Here is a 14,925-nt window from a genome sequence, read left to right as displayed (position 1 = left end):
TGGACGGAGAGGTCCGACGAGGGACGCTGGAGGGTCGATGGGGCGTGACGTCCCGGCGCTCGTCTTCACCCGCGAGGACCGCCGCCGGTACCGGATCAAGATGCAGGAGTGCCTGGACGCCTTCGCGCAGATGCTCCGTGACGCACGGTTCGAGTCGGAGCGGCCGCAGGTCGGCCTGGAGATCGAGCTGAACCTGGTCGACGACGACGCCGAGCCGGCGATGCGGAACAGCGATGTGCTGGAGGCCATCTCCGACCCGGCCTGGTCCACCGAGCTGGGCCGGTTCAACCTGGAGATCAACGTGCCGCCCCGGCGGCTGACGGCGGGCGGACCGGACGCCTGGGAGTCGGAGATCCGGGCCGCGCTGAACCACGCCGACCAGCGGGCCCGCTCGGTCGGCACCCGCCTGCTCATGGTCGGCATCCTGCCCACGCTGCGGCAGGAGGACATCGGCGAGGACACCCTGTCGGAGAACCCCCGCTACCGCCTGCTCAACGACCAGGTCTTCGCGGCACGCGGCGAGGACCTGCGCATCGAGATCGACGGAGCCGACCGGCTGCGCACCTACGCGGACACGATCACCCCGGAGGCCGCGTGCACGAGCACGCAGTTCCATCTCCAGGTGTCCCCCGAGGACTTCGCCGGTTACTGGAACGCCGCGCAGGCGATCTCCGGGGTGCAGGTGGCGCTCGCGGCCAACTCCCCGTTCCTGTTCCGCAAGGAGCTGTGGCACGAGACGCGTATCCCGCTGTTCGAGCAGGCCACCGACACCCGTCCGGAGGAGATCAAGGTGCAGGGGGTACGGCCCCGGGTGTGGTTCGGGGAGCGGTGGATCAACAGTGTCTTCGACCTGTTCGAGGAGAACCTGCGCTACTTCCCGGCCCTCCTGCCGCTGTGCGACGAGCAGGACCCGGCGGAGACGCTGGACCGCGGGGACGTCCCCGAGCTGCCCGAACTGACCCTGCACAACGGCACGATCTACCGCTGGAACCGGCCGGTCTACGCCGTCGCGAACGACCTGCCGCACATCCGGGTGGAGAACCGGGTGCTGCCCGCCGGCCCGACCGTGGCCGACACCCTCGCCAACGGCGCCTTCTACTACGGCCTCACCCGGGCCCTGGTGGAGGAGGACCGTCCGGTGTGGTCGCGCATGTCCTTCTCGGCCGCCCGGGACAACCTGCACACGGCCGCCCGGCACGGCATCGACGCGCGGCTGTACTGGCCCGGGATGGGTGAGGTGCCGGTGCCGGAGCTGGTGCTGCGGCGGCTGCTGCCGCTCGCGCACCGCGGGCTGGAGCAGTCGGGCATGGACGCGGCGTGGCGGGAGCCGTTGCTCGGCGTCATCGAGCAGCGCTGTGTCACGGCACGCAACGGAGCGGTGTGGCAGAAGGAGATGTTCCGTCACCTCGCCGGCCGGACGCACGCCGGCCGGCACGAGGTGCTGCGCCGGATGACCCAGGTGTACATCGACTACATGCACCTCAACGCGCCGGTGCACACCTGGCCGGTCGACTGACGCGGGTCCGGCCGCCCGCTCACCGGGCGGTCACGCGGGGACACACGCGTCCGGCCCCCGCCGGGTGCCCGGCGCGGCCCCCAGGCGCCCGCTCCCTGGTCCGGCCTGATCCGAACGAAAGACCCTAGCCCCGCGCCCCGGCCGGACGTTCCAGGTTCGTCTCGGTGCATCCCGACGCCTCCGGCAGATAGGTCTTGGCCCAGTCCGCCAGTTTGCGCAGGGCGGGCTCCAGGGCCGCGCCGGACTCGGTCAGCCGGTAGGACACGCGCAGCGGCGGGCCCTCGTCCACCTCGCGCAGGACGAGGCCGGCCGCGCCGAGCTCGGCGAGCCGGTCGGAGAGCATGCGCTCGCTGATGCCGGGGATGGCCCGCCGCAGGTCGGCGAAGTACGCGGGCTGTTCGACGAGGACGGCCACGATCGGGCCGCTCCAGCGTTTGCCGAGCAACTGGAAGACACGCGTGATGCCGTCGTCCACCCGTTTGCACGCCGCGCTGTCGTGGTTCTGCTCCGCCGCCATGCCCCCAGCTTACTACCCCGCCGTAGGGGGCTAAAGAAAAGTAAGTGAGTGTGTTAAACATAGTTCTGAACGAAACGTGAGCCGACGCATCGGTGCGCGGCCGTCCTGCCCCATTTCAGGAGAAAACCCCATGCCCACCCTGCTGCACATCGACTCGTCCGTGTTCTCGACCGAGGCGTCGGCTTCCCGCGCCGTGACGGAGGCCTTCCGCAAGCACTGGGAGGAGCAGCACCCTGACGGCACGGTCGTCTACCGCGACCTGGCCGCGGAACCCGTGCCGCACCTCTCGGCGCAGGCGCACCTCGCCGGCTTCGTCCCCCCGTCCGCGCACTCGCCCGAGCAGGCCGCCGTCTTCGCGGAGCGCGTCAGGCTGATCGAGGAGCTGGAGCAGGCCGACGCGGTGCTGATCGGCGCCCCGATGTACAACTACACGATCCCGTCGACCCTGAAGGCCTGGCTGGACAACGTGATCCTGTTCGGCCGCACCGCGGGCGAGGCCCCGTCCGCCAAGGGCACCCCGGTGACCGTCGTCGCCAGCCGCGGCGGCTCCTACGCGCCGGGCACCCCGCGCGAGGGGTACGAGTACGTCCAGAACTACCTCACGGCCGTCCTCGCCGACGCCCTGGGCATGGACCTGGACTTCATCGTCCCGGAGCTGACCATGGCCCCGCAGAACCCGGCGATGGCCGAGCTGATCCCGCTGTACGAAGCCTCCCGGGACCAGGCCCTCGCGGCCGCGGCCAGCAAGGCCAAGCAGCTCGCGGAGCGCCTCGCGGCCTGACGCTCCCCGTACCGCACGACGGACCCCGGGCACGGGCGGCCCGGGGTCGCGCGCGTGCGCGGGGCCGGCCGGCGAGTGCTCAGGCGAGGACCAGCACCAGCGGCACGCCCGGGCACGGCACCAGCCGCAGACCGTCGTACCCGGCGGGCCGCCCGGCGGTGAGGAGTTCGCCGAAGTCCGGGCCCTTGGTGAGGGAGCCGGCCAGGTGGGCGGGGTCGGCGGAGGCGGCGACCCGGCCGCGCGCGTTCACCAGGCGGGCCGGCCGGGACAGGCCGCGCAGCAGCGGGAGCACGGCCGCCTCGAAGTGCCGCAGGTACACGTCGGCCGCGGCGACCCCGGCGAACCGCCCCTCGCTCCACACCGGTTCCGACAGGGTGAGGCTGTACTCCTCGGAGCAGAGGTAGTCCACGTACGGTCCGGCGACGGCCCGGCGCCCGGTGTCCCGGGGCAGCGTGAACCAGTCCCAGTGCGTGTAGTCGGAGTAGGCCGACCGCCCGGGGTCGAGATCGAGCAGGAGCGGGCGTACGGCTCCGTCGGCGCCCGCCTGCCACCACTCCAGCCAGGCCGGTACGTCGGCCAGCAGACCGGGGGCGGCGACGAAGCCGGCGCCGGAGACCAGTTCCCCGCGGGTCAGGCGCAGATGGAGACCGGGGCGCAGCGCGGCGAGGTCGCGGCTGGCGGGCCGGCGCCCCTCGGCGGCCACCCGCTCCAGCAGGGCCGCGGTGTCGGCACGGGTGGCGGCGACCGACGCGAAGACGGCCTCCAGCGCGCCGCGCACCCGCGCGGCGACCCACGCCTCCTGGTCCGTCGCGGCGGTGGCGAGCCCGGCGCTGACGCCCATGTGTCCTCCAGTGGACGAAGAACCGGACGCGGCGCGGTCAGAGGGTGAGGCGTACGGCGACGAGCCGCGCCGTCGACTCCCTGACGCACCGCTCGGCCAGCGTGCCGGCCGTTTCGTGGGCCCCATCTTGCACGGCGCGGACGACGGCGCGGTGCCGGTCCGCAACTTCTTCACGACATGCGTCGTCGGCGAGGACGAGGCAGAGCAGGGCGCCGACCTCGCTCTGCAGGGCGACCTGTTCGCGGGTGAGCCGGGCGGACTGCGCGGCGGCGGCGAGCTCGACGTGGAAGCGGCCGTACAGCCGGCTGCGCGCCGCCGCGTCCCCGGCGTGTCCCAGCTCCTCGGCCGTACGGCGCAGGGGCCGGAGGTCCGCGGGTTCGGTGCGCTGGGCGGCGAGCCGGGCGGCGGCGCCGGACAGGGCGGCCCAGTGGTCGCCGAGGTCGCGCAGTTCCTCGGTGCTCCAGCCGCGCAGCCGTGCCCTGAGCCGGTCGTCGGCGGGGACCTCGGGCAGGGAGACGAAGCTGCCCCCGCCGCGGCCCCGGCGGGTGGTGACCAGGCCCTGCTGCCGCAGCGCCATGAGCGCCTCGCGCAGGGTGACCGTGGAGACGCCGAGCTGACCGGCCAGTTCGCTCTCGCCGGGGAGCTGTTCGCCGTCGGCGAGGAGGCCCAGCTCTATGGCGTCGCCGAGACGGCGGACGACGGCGTCCACGCGGGCCCGGCTGTCCACCGGGCTGAAGACCGCCTTGCGGGCGCTTGCGTCGGTCTCGTGCTGCCTCACGGCCATCACCTCGTGCGTTGACTCAAGCTTTACCTTAAGGGGACCTTGAGCTATGACCTATGACTTCATATGTTTACGGTCAACGTTCAGCGCGCCAGAAAGGTTCCCGCATGGAGGGAATGGCGATCCGGCTCCAGGGTCTGCGGAAGTCGTTCGGCGGGACCACCGCCGTCGACGGGGTCGACCTGGAGATACGGGACGGCGAGTTCTTCTCGATGCTCGGCCCGTCCGGCTCCGGCAAGACGACGGTGCTGCGGCTCGTCGCCGGGTTCGAGACCCCCGACCAGGGGCGGATCGAACTCGCCGGGCAGGAGGTCACCGGCCTCGCCCCGTTCGAGCGGGACGTGCACACCGTCTTCCAGGACTACGCGCTGTTCCCGCACATGACGGTGGAGCAGAACGTCGCCTACGGGCTGCGCATCCGCCGGATACCCAAGGCGGAACGCCTGGTCCGCGCCCGCAAGGCGCTGGCCGAGGTCCGTCTCGAAGGCTACGGCCAGCGCCGGCCCGCCCAGCTCTCCGGCGGTCAGCGCCAGCGCGTCGCGCTCGCCCGCGCCCTCGTCGGCCGCCCCCGCGTCCTGCTGCTGGACGAGCCGCTCGGCGCGCTCGACCTGAAGCTGCGCGAGCAGATGCAGGTCGAGCTCAAGGCCATCCAGCGCGAGGTGGGCATCACCTTCGTCTTCGTCACCCACGACCAGGAGGAGGCCCTGACGATGAGCGACCGGATCGCCGTCTTCGACCAGGGCCGCGTCGCCCAGGTCGGCACCCCCGCGGAGATCTACGAACGCCCCGCGACCCCCTTCGTCGCCTCCTTCGTCGGCACCTCCAACCTGCTCGAAGGCGAGGCGGCCCACCGGATCACCGGCTCCGCCGGCACGTACAACATCCGCCCGGAGAAGATCCGCGTCCTGAAGGAGGCCGCCGAGTCCGACGAGCCCGGGCACACCTCGGCCACCGGCACCGTCGCCGAGGTCGTCTACCTCGGCGACGCCACCCGCTTCCTGGTCGACCTGGACGGCGGCGGCCGGCTCACCGCGCTCCAGCAGAACCTGGAGACCTCCTCCGCGGACGTCGCCGCCTACCGCGGCACCCGGGTCCGCCTCCAGTGGCACCGCCGGCACGCCGTCCGGCTCCCCTCCTGACACCGTCCCCCTCCCCCTGGAGAACGCCGTGCGTCTCACCCGTACCCTGCGCGCCTCGGCCGTCTGCGCCGCCGCGCTGCTGCTCGCCGCCGCCTGCGACTCCTCCGGCTCCGGCGGGCCCTCGGCCACCGGCCTCAACCCGCCCGACCTCAAGGCCCCCGCGAAGCTCGGCAGGACGGAGGGCCAGGTCAACCTCGTCGCGTGGGCCGGCTACGTCGAGGACGGCTCCAACGACCCCAAGGCGGACTGGGTCTCCGGCTTCGAGAAGCAGACGGGGTGCCAGGTCCACTCGAAGGTCGCCGCCAGCTCGGACGAGATGGTCAAGCTGATGAAGACCGGCGAGTACGACGCCGTCTCCGCCTCCGGCGACGCCTCGCTGCGCCTGATCGCCTCCGGTGACGCGGCCCCCGTCAACACCGACCTGGTCCCCAACTACAGGGACGTCTTCAGCGGGTTGAAGAACGGCGCCTGGAACTCCGTCAAGGGCAAGATGTACGGCATCCCGCACGGCCGGGGAGCCAACCTGCTGATGTACGACACCGCGAAGGTGAGGCCCGCGCCGACCTCCTGGTCCGCCGTCTTCGACGACGCCGCCCGGTACAAGGGGCACGTCACCGCCTACGACTCGCCGATCTACATCGCCGACGCCGCCCTGTACCTCAAGGCCACCAGGCCCGAGCTGAAGATCAAGGACCCGTACGCGCTCGACCAGAAGCAGTTCGACGCGGCCGTGGCACTGCTGAAGAAGCAGAACGCGAACGTCGGTGAGTACTGGAGCGACTACTTGAAGGAGGTCTCCGCCTTCAAGAGCGGGAACTCGGTGGTCGGCACGACCTGGCAGGTCATCGCCAACCTCGCCGCCTCCGAGGGCGCGAAGGTCAAGGCGCTGGTGCCGAAGGAGGGTTCGACGGGCTGGTCGGACACCTGGATGGTCTCCGCCAAGGCCAAGCACCCCAACTGCGCCTACAAGTGGCTGGACTGGATCGTCTCCCCCAAGGTCAACGCCCAGGTCGCCGAGTACTTCGGCGAGGCCCCCGCCAACTCCAAGGCGTGCGCCGAGACCAGCGACAAGAACTTCTGCACGGTCTACCACGCCGCCGACGAGGGCTACTGGAAGAAGATCGCCTTCTGGAACACGCCCATCGAGCAGTGCCTCGACGGCCGCACGGACGTCCGTTGCGTCCCGTACGCCAAGTGGGTGCAGGCCTGGACCGAGATCAAGGGCTGAGCCGTGACGACCGATCTGCCGGCCGCCGCCGGCCGGGGCACCGTCCGGCGGCTCGCCGGAACCCTGCACCGCAGACCCCGGCTGCGGCTGGCCCTCCTGCTCACCGCCCCGCTGCTGTGGCTCGCCGTCCTCTACCTCGGTTCGCTCGCGGTGCTGTTCGTCTCCGCCTTCTGGACGACGGACTCCTTCACCTCCCAGGTGGTGAAGGTCTGGTCGACGGACAACTTCCACGCGCTGCTGACGACACCGGTCTTCCGGCAGGTCGTCCTGCGCAGCGTCGGGGTGGCCCTCGCGGTGACCGCGCTGTGCGCGGTGATCGCCTTCCCGGTCGCCTTCTACACCGCGCGCGTGGCCCGGCCGAAGCGGCGTCCGCTGCTCGTCGTGGCCATCCTCACCCCGCTGTGGGCGAGTTACCTGGTCAAGGTGTACGCCTGGCGGCTGATCCTCTCCGAGGGCGGCCTCGCGGACTGGATGCTCGCGCCGTTCGGACTGAGCGGCCCCGGCTACGGCCTGCCCGCCACCGTCCTCACCCTGACCTACCTCTGGCTGCCGTACATGATCCTGCCCATCCACGCGGCGCTGGAACAGCTCCCGGCCGGCCTGCTCGACGCCTCCGCCGACCTCGGGGCACGGCCGGGGCGCACCTTCCGCTCGGTCGTCCTGCCCATGGTGCTGCCCTCGGTCGCCGCCGGCTCGGTGTTCACCTTCTCGCTCAGCCTCGGCGACTACATCACCGTGCAGATCGTCGGCGGCAAGACCCAGCTGATCGGCAACCTCGTCTACTCCAACATCGAACTCAACCTGCCCATGGCCGCCGCCCTCGGCACCGTGCCCGTGGCCGTCATCGTCCTGTACCTGCTGGCGATCCGCCGTACCGGCGCCCTGAACAGCCTGTAACCCGCCCGCACACCCGTCGGAAGCTGGAGAGGAAGAGCGCCATGCACCTCAGCCGCACCGCGCGCATCGCCCTGCGCATCGGCGCCGGGCTCGGCTTCGCGGTGATCTACGTCCCGCTGCTGCTCGTCCTGGTCAACTCCCTCAACCCGGACCGCAGCGCGAGCTGGCCGCCGCCGGGCCTCACCGTGCGCTGGTGGTCGGTGGCCGCGCACAACTCCGGTGCCCGCGAGGCCCTGTGGGTGTCGGTGAAGGCGGGGCTGGGGGCGACGGCCGTCGCGCTGGTCCTCGGGACGCTGATCGCGTTCGCCGTGGCCCGGCACCGCTTCTTCGGCCGGGACACGGTGTCCTTCATCGTGGTCCTGCCGATCGCACTGCCCGGCATCGTCACGGGCATCGCCCTCAACTCGGCCTTCAGCACGGTGCTGGAGCCGCTCGGCGTGGGGCTCGGGCTGTTCACCGTGATCGTCGGGCACGCCACCTTCTGCATCGTCGTGGTCTTCAACAACGTGGTGGCCCGGCTGCGCCGTACGTCCGGCTCGTACGAGGAGGCGGCCATGGACCTCGGCGCGACCAGCTTCCGCGCCTTCGTGGACATCACCTTCCCGCTGGTGCGCTCCGCACTGCTGGCGGGCGGCCTGCTCGCCTTCGCCCTGTCCTTCGACGAGATCGTGGTCACCACGTTCACCGCGGGGCCGGGCATCGAGACCCTGCCCATCTGGATCTTCGGCAACATGACCCGGCCGCAGCAGGCGCCGGTGGTGAACGTCGTGGCCGCCGTCCTCGTCCTGCTGTCGGTGATCCCGATCTACGTCGCCCAGCGGCTGTCGGCGGACACGGCGACGTCCAGCCGGGTGTGAACGACGGCGACACCCGCGCGCTGCGGTCCCCCGGGTCCGGACCGGTGCGAACCTGCGCCCATGAAGAACCCTCCCGCCATCACCCGTTACGTCGACCGGGTCACCGCCGGCCCGGGCGGCGCGATGACCGACGAGGTCGGCGTCATCACCGGTGACCTCACCGTCGCCACCATCCTGAGTTCCGACGGTCACAGCGTGCGCGTCGTCATCCAGCACTCCGGCGGCGACACCTGGTACACGCTGACCGGGAGCCCCGCCCCCGTGCCCGCCGGGCAGCTCGCGGCCTACCACCGGGACCTGCTCGGCCGGATCCGCCGCGGCGGCGGCACCCGGGCCACCTGAGCCGGCGCCCCGGGCGGGCCGGCCCGCTCCCCCGGGTTTCGGCGCGGGCCCCCGGGGGATTCGGTGCGCGTGGTGTCGTACGGAGCAGAGCAGCGCGTGTACCTGCCCGCGTTGTGGGCCGGCTGGCTGACCCAGACCTTCGTCCACTGGGCGTACCCGCCCGAAGAGGTCCAGCGGCTGCTGCCCGACGGCCTGGTGGCGGACACGTACGACGGCGCCGCGTGGGTGAGCCTCACCCCGTTCGTCATGGCCGACGTGCGCCCGCCCGGGGTCCCGCTCGCGCTGCCCTCGTTCCCCGAGACCAATCTGCGGACCTATGTGCGCGACCGGAGCGGCCGGGACGGGCTGTGGTTCCTGTCCATCGAGGTGTCCTCCCCGGTGATGCTGGCCGCCCGCGCGGTCGGGGTGCCGTACCACGTCGGCCGCCTGGAGGTGGCGCGCCGCGGGGACACCGTGGTCTACACGGGCGCCCGGCGGGGCGGCGGACCCTCGTACGAGGTGGCCGTCCGCCCCGGTGAGCCGGTCCGGCCCGGCGCCCGGGACGTGTGGCTCACCTCGCGGTGGCGGGCCTTCACCCGGCGGCTCGGCGCGCTCTGGGAGACACCCGTGGAGCACGCGCCCTGGCCGGTGCGCGAGGCCCGGCTCGGCGCCGTCGAGGAGACCCTCACCCGGGCGGCGGGGCTGCCGCCGCCCACGACCGCGCCGCTCGTGCACTACTCGGACGGCGTGCACAAGGTACGCCTGGGCCTCTCGCACCCCGTACGGCCGGATCGCCGCCGGGGTGCCGAGGCCGGCCCGCCGCACCCGCCGCACCCACCGCACCCACGACCCCACGGCACACACGAAGGAGGCGCGCGATGAACCGTTCCGCCACTACCGGCCCCCGGAGCACGGGCGGCGCCGACATGAAGCTGCTCGGCATCTACCTCAACGACCACCTCGCCGGTGCCACGGCGGGTACTCAGCGGATGGGCCACCTGGTGCGGTCGGCCCGGGGTTCCGCGCTGGGCAGGGCCCTCGGGCCGGTCGCCGCGGAGATCGGCGAGGACCGCGCGGCACTGCTGGACATCATGCGGGACCTGGACGTGCCGGTGCGGCGCGCGAAGGTCTGCGCGGGCTGGACGGCCGAGAAGGTGGGACGCCTGAAGCTGAACGGCCGTCTGGTACGGCGTTCTCCGCTCAGCACGGTCCTGGAGCTGGAGGCGATGCGGCTGGCGGTCGAGGGCAAGGCCGCGGGATGGCTCACCCTGCGCCGGCTCGCCACGACCGACAAGCGCCTGGACCCCGGCCGGCTCGACACCCTCCTGGAGCGGGCCCGGCGCCAGCAGGCCACCGTGGAGGAGTGGCGCGTGCGCCAGGCGGACACGGCCCTGCGCACGAAGGACCCGGCCGCCGCGTGACCCTCCGCGGGCCGGCCGGCACCGCCCGGGCACCGGTCCGCGGGCCCCCGCGCGCCGAGCGGCAGGTCCCGGTGCGCCCCGGCGCGCGGTGACGTCGGCCGGTCCGCGCGGGGCCGCCCGGTTCCGTAGGCTGGGATGGTCCGTGACTCCCCCGGGAGACCGGCCCGCAGGCAGGAGACGGTCGTGATCGAACTGGCCGCGGCGTTCGCCGTCGCGGGAGCGGCGAGCAACGCCGTGGGTACCGCCTTCCAGCGCAAGGCGGCGTCCGTCTCCCGGGGCGGCGGGATCCGGCTGGTCGCGGAGCTGGCGCGCCGGCCGGCCTGGCTGATCGGGATGGCCGGGGTGGTCTGCGCCGCGGTGTTCCAGAGCCTCGCCCTGGTCAACGGCCCGCTCGCGCTGGTCCAGCCGCTCTTCATCCTGGAGCTGCCCTTCGCGCTGCTCGTCGCCGCTCCGCTGATGCACCGGCGGCTGCCGCCCTGGGGCTGGTGGGGGGTGGGCGGCTGCGTGGCCGGGCTCGCCCTCCTGCTGGTCGCCGCCGCCCCGCACGGCGCCACCGACCAGGCCGGCCTCGTCCGCTGGGTCCCGGCCCTGTGCCTGTGCGTCGGTGCGATGACCGCGGCCGTCCTGCTGGCCGGCCGGGGCCGTCCGCCGGCCCGGCGCGCCGCGCTGCTGGCGGCCGCCTCCGCGACCGGCAACGCCCTGACCGCCGCCCTGCTGAAGTCGGCCTCCGGCACGTTCGCCGACCGCGGTCTGGCGGAGTTCCTGCGGTCCTGGCAGACCTACGGCTTCGCGCTGGCCGGGGCGGCCGCCGTGATCCTGCTGGAGAACGCGCTCCAGGCCGGCCCGCTGGTCGCCGCCCAGCCCGCGCTGACCATCGGCGACGCGGTGGTGAGCCTGTCCCTCGGCGTCTTCCTGTTCGGGGAGCGGATCCGGACGGGCTGGTGGCTCGTGCCGGAGGTGTGCGGCGGCCTGCTGATCGCGGCGGGCGTGCTGGTCCTCAGCCGGGCCGCCCAGCGGATCGTCATCCTGCCGGTCCCCGCCCGGGAACGGCACCCCGCGACGTGAGGCGGCTGCGGGCCCCCCGGTCGCCCGGAGGCCCGGCTCAGCCCCTCCGGGGCCGCGGGGACGTCCGCGTGCGGGTACGTCCGCGTCGTCTCACTGCTCGGCCCGCACCCGGTGCCGGCTCATGACGGAGACCCGGTTGAAGGCGTTGATGGTGACGGCCACCCAGATCACCGCGGATATCTGGTCCTCGGTGAGGACGTCCCGCGCCGCCGCGTAGGCGGTGTCCTGGGCGGCGGTGTCGGCCGCGGCCGTGGTCGCCTCGGCGAGGGCGAGGGCGGCTCGCTCGGCGGGCGTGAAGAGGTCGGTGTCGCGCCAGGCGGCGAGCACGCCGAGGCGCTGCGGGGTGTCGCCGGCCCGCAGCGCCGCCCGGGTGTGCAGGTGCAGGCAGTAGGCGCAGCCGTTGAGCTGGGACACGCGGAGGTTGACCAGTTCCACGAGCACCCTGTCCAGGCCCGCGTCGGCGGCGACCGCGCGCACCGCCTCGGACGTCTGCACGAGCGCGTGGTACGCCGTGGGGCTCTGCTTGTCGATGTAGATCCGCCGGTCGGCGCCGGCCGGGACGGGACTGGTCAACCTGGGCTCCTCCGGGCGATAATTTGTTGAAGTTGAAACTATCATGACTGGCGCGGAGGGTGGAGCCCGGGAAGCGACGGCGCCGCCGGTCAGCCGGCGCGGCAGGTGAGGTCGCGAGGCGGGAGGTGGCCGGTCGCGAGGTAGCTGTCGACCGCGCCGTCCACGCACCGGCTGCCGTAGACGCCGTAGACCGCGTGCTGGTCCGCTCCGCGCAGGGTCACCAGGCGGGAGCTGGGCCAAGCGCGGCGCACCGCCTCGGCCATGGGGTAGACGGTGCGCGGGTCGCCGGTGGCGTTGACGAGCAGGGCCGGCAGGTCGTCGCGGACCGTCGTCGGGCGTTCGCGCGGCGGGTCCCAGAACGCGCACGCGTTGATGTCGTACGTGACGGGCGCGAACAGCCTGTCCCGGCTGCCGGCGCGCCGCAGATCGCGCCAGTACGTCTCCGGGTCACGCGGCGCGGCCACGTCCCCGCAGAGGATGGCGGTCTGCGCGCTGCCGTAGGAGGACTCGTGCCCGGTCAGCACGAACTCCAGCACCGAGGCCAGCCACGGCGAGGGGGCGACCCGCCGCCCCTCGGCGGCCTGTCGCAGCTCCCGCACGCCCCGGGCGAAGTCGCCGTACGCCGTCGGGTTGTCCTGCGAGAGACCGTTGAAGACGAGGACGGGCAGGACATGGTCGTCCACCCGGTACCCGCCGACGCGCAGGGGCGTGCGGGCGGCCGCCGACCGGACCGCCTCCACGGTGGCGAGCACGGCGCTGCCGGTGCGCCCAAGCCCGTAGGCCGCGTGGTGGGCGGCCGTCCAGTCGGCCCAGTCGCGCAGGGCGTTCCGGTTGGCCTCCTCCGTGCCCCGCAGCAGCCGCGGACCGTAGCGGGCGGGGTCGGCCACGCCGTCCAGGACGACCCGGCCGGTGCGCCCGGGGAACATCGTCGCGTAGACCTGGCCGAGGTACGTGCCGTAGGAGTAGCCCAGGTAGGAGATCCTGCGCTCGCCCAGCGCCGCCCGGACCACGTCCATGTCGCGCGCGGTGTTCCGGGTGGTGGCGTACGGCAGCAGGTCACCGGCGTGGGTGCGGCAGCGGCGGGCGAGGTCTTCGGAGAGGCCGACCACGCGGTCGAAGCCGGCGCGGCCGGTGCCGGCGCCGCGGATCATGCTGCCGGTGGGCCAGTGGCAGTCCAGGGTGGTGCTCCGGCCCACGAAGCGTGGGTCCACACCGACCACGTCGTAGCGTTCGGCGACGTCCTTCATGGCCGTGCGCACCCACGGCGGATCGCCGATCGTCTGCCCGCCGGGGCCACCGCTGTTGAGCAGCAGCGCGCCGACCCGGTGGGCGGTGTCGGTGCCCCGGATCCGGGATATCGCGACGGTGATCGTACGGCCGTCGGGACGGGCGTAGTCCAACGGCACGGTGACGTCGGCGCACCGGGCGCCGGCCTGTTCGAGTTCCTTGCCGGTGGTGTCGTCGGGGCCGAGCCGGCAGCTCTTCCAGTCAAGGTGCTGGTGGTGGTAGCGGGCGAGGGGGTCGGCGGCCGGGCGGGCCGGGGCGGCCGGCGCGGGCGCGGTGCCCATGGCCAGTGCGCCCGCGAGCGAGAGGGCGACGGCCGCCGGGGCCCGGGTCAGGAGGCGGCGCGGGAAGGTGGCGTGGATCATGCGGGGGTCCTTTCGGCGGACGGGTCCTCGCAGAGGGCCTTGTCGACGACGTCGAGGAAGTCCTGTTCGGCCTGGAGCGTGGCGGGCACCTCGTTCAGGGCCAGGGCGACGGCGCGGCCGTCCGGGCCGGTGGCGACCAGCGCCCGGTGGCCGCCGGGCACGGTCCCGGCGTGCCCCCACCAGGTGCCGCCGCAGGACAGCGGTGAGGAGATCAGGCCGAGCCCGTAGCGGGCACCGGGCCAGAGCCGGTCGGGGTCGGCGGCCACCGTGCGCCGCATCTCCGCGCGTTGCGGTGCGGGCAGCAGCCGGCCGGTGAGCAGCGCGCGGCCGAACCGGGTCAGGTCGGCCGGCGTGGACACCAGGGCCCCGCCGACCCCGCCGAAGGTCGTGTTCCAGGCGGTGCCGTCCGCCCGGCGGCCGCCGTCGGCGGTGAAGTAGCTGTGCGAGTGCGGTCCCCGGACGCGGGTCTCGTCACCGGGCCAGTACGTGTCGCGCAGTTTCAGGGGCGCGATGATCCGGCGGCTGATCTCCGTCTCCGGGCTGTGGCCGGTCACCTCGCGCACGATCAGCCCCGCGACGAGGTAGTTGGTGGTCGCGTAGTGCCAGGTCTGCTCCGGGCGGGGCAGCCGCAGGGCGCGGGCGACGAGCCGGCGCGGCTCGAAGTGGCGGTACCGCAGTCGTTCGATGTGCTGCCACTCGGGCGCGTCGAGGTAGTCGGGCAGTCCGCTGGTGTGCTGGAGGAGCTGCCGCACGGTGATCCGGCGGCCGTCGTACGCGCCGCCGCGGATCAGGCCCGGCAGGTAGCGCTCGACGGGGGCGTCCAGGGACAGCCGCCGCTCGGCGGCGAGTTGCAGGACGACCGTCGCGGTGAACGTCTTGGTGACGCTGCCGACGCGCAGCCGGTCGGTGGTGTTCATGGGGCGGCCGGTGCGCAGTTCGGCCACGCCGTCCGCCGCCGTCCAGCGCGCGCAGGGGGCGTCCGGGCCGGCGCCGGTGACGAGGACGGCGACGCCGGGGATCCGGTCGTGCGCCACGAGGCGGTGCACGGACCGGCTCAGCGCCGGGTGCGGGCCGCAGGCACCGGGCGGCCGGCGGGACGGCTGCGCGGCGGCGGCCGGGGCGACGGCCGCGACGGCCACCAGGCAGGCCGTGGCCAGGGCGGCGAGGCCGGTACGCCGACCACCTGCGGAACCCGGGGGACGGCGGGAGGCGGAAGCCGGTGGACGGCGGCGCGACGCGGCATCGGACGGGCGGCGGGACACGGAACGCGAGGGACGGGACGCGGAACCCGGTAAGGAGATCACCATGTCCCCTGACGCTAGGCACCGCCGGGGCCGCG

At 73.6% G+C, this 14,925-nt stretch carries 16 protein-coding genes; 10 read left to right on the top strand and 6 right to left on the bottom strand.

Annotated features, from left to right (window positions below; genetic code table 11):
- The first annotated feature begins 37 nt into the window (after positions 1-37).
- On the top strand, positions 38-1,516 hold the full coding sequence (locus ACZ5DC_RS20070) for a glutamate-cysteine ligase family protein (protein WP_468654423.1): 1,479 nt from the start codon (positions 38-40) through the stop codon (positions 1,514-1,516).
- A gap of 124 nt (positions 1,517-1,640) precedes the next feature.
- On the opposite strand, the gene ACZ5DC_RS20065 is transcribed toward ACZ5DC_RS20070, so the two are convergent.
- Positions 1,641-2,033 (bottom strand): winged helix-turn-helix transcriptional regulator, encoded by a 393-nt coding sequence (locus ACZ5DC_RS20065; protein WP_468654421.1) that lies wholly within the window; start codon positions 2,031-2,033, stop codon positions 1,641-1,643.
- Positions 2,034-2,163: 130 nt separating this feature from the next.
- Here ACZ5DC_RS20065 and ACZ5DC_RS20060 point away from each other — a divergent pair, with 130 nt between their 5' ends.
- Positions 2,164-2,814, top strand: coding sequence for an FMN-dependent NADH-azoreductase (locus tag ACZ5DC_RS20060; RefSeq protein ID WP_468654419.1), 651 nt, complete (start codon positions 2,164-2,166; stop codon positions 2,812-2,814).
- A gap of 79 nt (positions 2,815-2,893) precedes the next feature.
- Here the strand turns inward: ACZ5DC_RS20060 and ACZ5DC_RS20055 are convergent, their stop codons facing one another.
- Together ACZ5DC_RS20055 and ACZ5DC_RS20050 are read right to left on the bottom strand one after the other, a co-directional pair.
- On the bottom strand, positions 2,894-3,655 hold the full coding sequence (locus ACZ5DC_RS20055) for a PDC sensor domain-containing protein (RefSeq protein ID WP_468654417.1): 762 nt from the start codon (positions 3,653-3,655) through the stop codon (positions 2,894-2,896).
- A 37-nt stretch (positions 3,656-3,692) separates the two neighbouring features.
- Entirely contained in the window at positions 3,693-4,439 is a 747-nt protein-coding gene (locus ACZ5DC_RS20050) for a FadR/GntR family transcriptional regulator (protein WP_468654415.1), read from the bottom strand.
- A gap of 104 nt (positions 4,440-4,543) precedes the next feature.
- Between ACZ5DC_RS20050 and ACZ5DC_RS20045 the strand changes: the two genes are divergently transcribed.
- The 8 genes from ACZ5DC_RS20045 (at position 4,544) to ACZ5DC_RS20010 (ending at position 11,364) form a co-directional block, all read left to right on the top strand.
- The gene (locus ACZ5DC_RS20045) at positions 4,544-5,575 is read left to right on the top strand and encodes an ABC transporter ATP-binding protein (protein ID WP_468654413.1); all 1,032 of its coding nucleotides are present in this window, start codon (positions 4,544-4,546) and stop codon (positions 5,573-5,575) included.
- 28 nt (positions 5,576-5,603) lie between these two features.
- A complete protein-coding gene (locus ACZ5DC_RS20040) occupies positions 5,604-6,803 on the top strand; it encodes an ABC transporter substrate-binding protein (protein ID WP_468654411.1) in 1,200 nt (399 codons plus the stop codon).
- Positions 6,804-6,806: 3 nt separating this feature from the next.
- Entirely contained in the window at positions 6,807-7,700 is an 894-nt protein-coding gene (locus ACZ5DC_RS20035; protein ID WP_468654409.1) for an ABC transporter permease, read from the top strand.
- 41 nt (positions 7,701-7,741) lie between these two features.
- Positions 7,742-8,557, top strand: coding sequence for an ABC transporter permease (locus tag ACZ5DC_RS20030; protein WP_366751053.1), 816 nt, complete (start codon positions 7,742-7,744; stop codon positions 8,555-8,557).
- Positions 8,558-8,617: 60 nt separating this feature from the next.
- Positions 8,618-8,899, top strand: coding sequence for a hypothetical protein (locus tag ACZ5DC_RS20025; protein ID WP_366751052.1), 282 nt, complete (start codon positions 8,618-8,620; stop codon positions 8,897-8,899).
- A 96-nt stretch (positions 8,900-8,995) separates the two neighbouring features.
- Complete coding sequence (locus ACZ5DC_RS20020; RefSeq protein ID WP_468654871.1) at positions 8,996-9,760, top strand: YqjF family protein; 765 nt, start codon at positions 8,996-8,998, stop codon at positions 9,758-9,760.
- The gene (locus ACZ5DC_RS20015) at positions 9,757-10,299 is read left to right on the top strand and encodes a hypothetical protein (RefSeq protein WP_468654406.1); all 543 of its coding nucleotides are present in this window, start codon (positions 9,757-9,759) and stop codon (positions 10,297-10,299) included. Before ACZ5DC_RS20020 ends, ACZ5DC_RS20015 begins: the two co-directional genes overlap by 4 nt.
- A gap of 183 nt (positions 10,300-10,482) precedes the next feature.
- The gene (locus ACZ5DC_RS20010; RefSeq protein WP_468654404.1) at positions 10,483-11,364 is read left to right on the top strand and encodes a DMT family transporter; all 882 of its coding nucleotides are present in this window, start codon (positions 10,483-10,485) and stop codon (positions 11,362-11,364) included.
- A 90-nt stretch (positions 11,365-11,454) separates the two neighbouring features.
- Here ACZ5DC_RS20010 and ACZ5DC_RS20005 read toward each other — a convergent pair whose 3' ends face one another.
- The 3 genes from ACZ5DC_RS20005 to ACZ5DC_RS19995 form a co-directional block, all read right to left on the bottom strand.
- Positions 11,455-11,937 carry a carboxymuconolactone decarboxylase family protein gene (locus ACZ5DC_RS20005; RefSeq protein WP_468654402.1) on the bottom strand — a complete coding sequence of 161 codons (483 nt, stop codon included), beginning with the start codon at positions 11,935-11,937 and terminating at the stop codon, positions 11,455-11,457.
- Positions 11,938-12,026: 89 nt separating this feature from the next.
- A complete protein-coding gene (locus ACZ5DC_RS20000; RefSeq protein ID WP_468654400.1) occupies positions 12,027-13,586 on the bottom strand; it encodes an alpha/beta hydrolase in 1,560 nt (519 codons plus the stop codon).
- Positions 13,583-14,725, bottom strand: coding sequence for a serine hydrolase domain-containing protein (locus ACZ5DC_RS19995; RefSeq protein ID WP_468654398.1), 1,143 nt, complete (start codon positions 14,723-14,725; stop codon positions 13,583-13,585). The genes ACZ5DC_RS20000 and ACZ5DC_RS19995 overlap by 4 nt, the downstream gene beginning before the upstream one ends.
- Positions 14,726-14,925 lie beyond the last annotated feature (200 nt).

The sequence above is a fragment of the Streptomyces sp. NPDC031445 genome, from assembly GCF_055581365.1.
This window is presented reverse-complemented; position numbering and strand designations above follow the sequence as displayed.

What these genes read in the sequence shown, in the direction of transcription:
- ACZ5DC_RS20045 (WP_468654413.1), top strand. Translation starts at nt 4,544, where the DNA reads ATGGAGGGAATGGCGATCCGGCTCCAGGGTCTGCGGAAGTCGTTCGGC.
- ACZ5DC_RS20015 (WP_468654406.1), top strand. Translation starts at nt 9,757, where the DNA reads ATGAACCGTTCCGCCACTACCGGCCCCCGGAGCACGGGCGGCGCCGAC.
- ACZ5DC_RS20070 (WP_468654423.1), top strand. Translation starts at nt 38, where the DNA reads ATGGGGCGTGACGTCCCGGCGCTCGTCTTCACCCGCGAGGACCGCCGC.
- ACZ5DC_RS20000 (WP_468654400.1), bottom strand. Translation starts at nt 13,586, where the DNA reads ATGATCCACGCCACCTTCCCGCGCCGCCTCCTGACCCGGGCCCCGGCG.
- ACZ5DC_RS20030 (WP_366751053.1), top strand. Translation starts at nt 7,742, where the DNA reads ATGCACCTCAGCCGCACCGCGCGCATCGCCCTGCGCATCGGCGCCGGG.
- ACZ5DC_RS20055 (WP_468654417.1), bottom strand. Translation starts at nt 3,655, where the DNA reads ATGGGCGTCAGCGCCGGGCTCGCCACCGCCGCGACGGACCAGGAGGCG.
- ACZ5DC_RS20025 (WP_366751052.1), top strand. Translation starts at nt 8,618, where the DNA reads ATGAAGAACCCTCCCGCCATCACCCGTTACGTCGACCGGGTCACCGCC.
- ACZ5DC_RS20060 (WP_468654419.1), top strand. Translation starts at nt 2,164, where the DNA reads ATGCCCACCCTGCTGCACATCGACTCGTCCGTGTTCTCGACCGAGGCG.
- ACZ5DC_RS20050 (WP_468654415.1), bottom strand. Translation starts at nt 4,439, where the DNA reads ATGGCCGTGAGGCAGCACGAGACCGACGCAAGCGCCCGCAAGGCGGTC.
- ACZ5DC_RS20065 (WP_468654421.1), bottom strand. Translation starts at nt 2,033, where the DNA reads ATGGCGGCGGAGCAGAACCACGACAGCGCGGCGTGCAAACGGGTGGAC.